This is a genomic window from Neoroseomonas soli, assembly GCF_018129065.1.
Classification (GTDB): Bacteria; Pseudomonadota; Alphaproteobacteria; order Acetobacterales; family Acetobacteraceae; genus Neoroseomonas; species Neoroseomonas soli.
The window spans coordinates 1-2,500 of record NZ_JAAEDM010000147.1 but is presented as its reverse complement, the minus strand read 5'-3'; the positions used below and the strand labels follow the sequence as shown (position 1 = coordinate 2,500).

Annotated in this window: 1 tRNA gene and 2 rRNA genes (1 of these 3 cut by a window edge); all 3 read left to right on the top strand. The window is 60.5% G+C overall.

Going from position 1 to position 2,500, the window contains the following annotated elements:
* Window positions 1-1,876: ribosomal RNA gene (locus GXW76_RS24655) — 23S ribosomal RNA — on the top strand (it extends 863 nt beyond the left edge of the window).
* A 109-nt stretch (window positions 1,877-1,985) separates the two neighbouring features.
* A 5S ribosomal RNA gene (rrf, locus tag GXW76_RS24650) occupies window positions 1,986-2,100 on the top strand.
* A 31-nt stretch (window positions 2,101-2,131) separates the two neighbouring features.
* A tRNA-Met gene (locus tag GXW76_RS24645) sits at window positions 2,132-2,208 on the top strand.
* Window positions 2,209-2,500: the final 292 nt, after the last annotated feature.

Sequence of the window (2,500 nt, the reverse complement as noted above, 5' to 3'; positions counted from 1 at the left end):
GCCCAAAGCCCTACCAAACCCTACCGAACTCCGAATGCCGATGAGTGCAGGCGGGCAGACAGACAGTGGGTGCTAAGGTCCATTGTCGAGAGGGAAACAACCCAGACCACCAGCTAAGGCCCCCAAATGATGGCTAAGTGGGAAAGCATGTGAGACGGCCAAAACAACCAGGAGGTTGGCTTAGAAGCAGCCATCCTTTAAAGAAAGCGTAATAGCTCACTGGTCTAAACAAGCTGTCTTGCGGCGAAAATGTACCGGGGCTCAAGCCATCTGCCGAAGCTGTGGGTGTGCAGCAATGCACGCGGTAGCGGAGCGTTCCGTAGGCCTGCGAAGCGGTACCCGTGAGGGGCCGTGGAGGTATCGGAAGTGCGAATGCGGACATGAGTAACGACAAACAGAGTGAGAAACTCTGTCGCCGAAAGTCCAAGGGTTCCTGCGCAAGGTTAATCCGCGCAGGGTGAGCCGGCCCCTAAGGCGAGGGCGAGAGCCGTAGCCGATGGGAACCAGGTGAATATTCCTGGGCCCGCCAGAAGTGACGGCCGTGAAGTTCTGTCATCCCTTATCGGATTGGGGTGGCGGTTGGATCGGTCCGGGAAATAGCTCTGGCATATGGACCGTACCCGAAACCGACACAGGTGGACTGGATGAGTATTCCAAGGCGCTTGAGAGAACCATACCGAAGGAACTAGGCAAATTGCCCGCGTAAGTTAGCGATAAGCGGGACCCATCTGTGGGCAACCATGGGTGGGTGGCACAGACCAGGGGGTGGCGACTGTTTAGTAAAAACACAGGGCTCTGCGAAATCGAGAGATGACGTATAGGGTCTGACGCCTGCCCGGTGCCGGAAGGTTAAAGGGAGGAGTGCAAGCTCCGAACTGAAGCCCCGGTAAACGGCGGCCGTAACTATAACGGTCCTAAGGTAGCGAAATTCCTTGTCGGGTAAGTTCCGACCTGCACGAATGGCGTAACGACCTCCCCACTGTCTCCGGTATGGACTCAGTGAAATTGAATTCCCCGTGAAGATGCGGGGTACCCGCGGTCAGACGGAAAGACCCTATGAACCTTTACTGCAGCTTGGCAGTGGCGCCAGGAAGGGGCTGTGTAGGATAGGTGGGAGCCATTGAAGCCGGGGCGCCAGCTCTGGTGGAGGCAACCTTGAAATACCACCCTGCGCCTTTCTGGCGTCTAACCGAACCCCGTCACCCGGGGTCGGGACCCTGCCTGGTGGGCAGTTTGACTGGGGCGGTCGCCTCCCAAAAGGTAACGGAGGCGCGCGATGGTGGGCTCAAGCCGGTCGGACATCGGCTGTTGAGTGCAAAGGCACAAGCCCGCCTGACTGCGAGTGCGACAGCACGAGCAGGGACGAAAGTCGGCCTTAGTGATCCGGTGGTCCCGCGTGGAAGGGCCATCGCTCAACGGATAAAAGGTACTCTAGGGATAACAGGCTGATCTCCCCCAAGAGTCCACATCGACGGGGAGGTTTGGCACCTCGATGTCGGCTCATCGCATCCCGGGGCTGGAGCAGGTCCCAAGGGTTCGGCTGTTCGCCGATTAAAGCGGTACGTGAGCTGGGTTTAGAACGTCGTGAGACAGTTCGGTCCCTATCTGCCGTGGGTGTTGGAGACTTGAGAGGATCTTTCCCTAGTACGAGAGGACCGGGAAGGACGCACCTCTGGTGCACCGGTTGTCACGCCAGTGGCATCGCCGGGTAGCCAAGTGCGGAATGGATAACCGCTGAAGGCATCTAAGCGGGAAACCAGCCTCAAGACGAGGTCTCCCTAAGGGCCGTGGTAGACCACCACGTCGATAGGCCGCAGGTATACGTGGGGCAACCCATTCAGCCGAGCGGTCCTAATCGCCCGATAGAACTCCATACCCCTAGCACCACCGCACGGTCGCTCCGGCGACCACCGCGCACAGCGCCAAGCCACGCACGCACACACAACACATCATCACATCACCATCCAGAGGATCCGGCCCGGTGGCCCGGTGGTTATCGCGGGGTTGCTACACCCGTTCCCATCCCGAACACGGCCGTGAAACACCCCAGCGCCCATGGTACTGCGTCTCAAGACGCGGGAGAGTCGGTCGCCGCCGGGCCACCAGGCCGGATCCTCCATCAACACACCACCGCGGGGTGGAGCAGCCCGGTAGCTCGTCAGGCTCATAACCTGAAGGTCACAGGTTCAAATCCTGTCCCCGCATCCAACGTTCCCAATACTCCACAACCAAGACCAGAACGGCCGTTCTCCATCCGGAGCGCGGCCTTTTTGCTGTTCGGCGCCCCGGGATCCCCACCAACACCAACGCCACTCTCCGGCGCCCCGGCCGCGTGCAGGAACGCCGCCAAGTCACCCCGCAGCGACACCGTGATCTCGCCGCGCCGCTCCCCGGGGAAGACTAGGATCGCATCAATCAGCCCGCGCAGCGCCTCGGTCGCTGCCATCGCCGTTCCCGGATCAGCCAGTGCCGCCTCCAGGCGCTCCACGTGGCGCCGGTA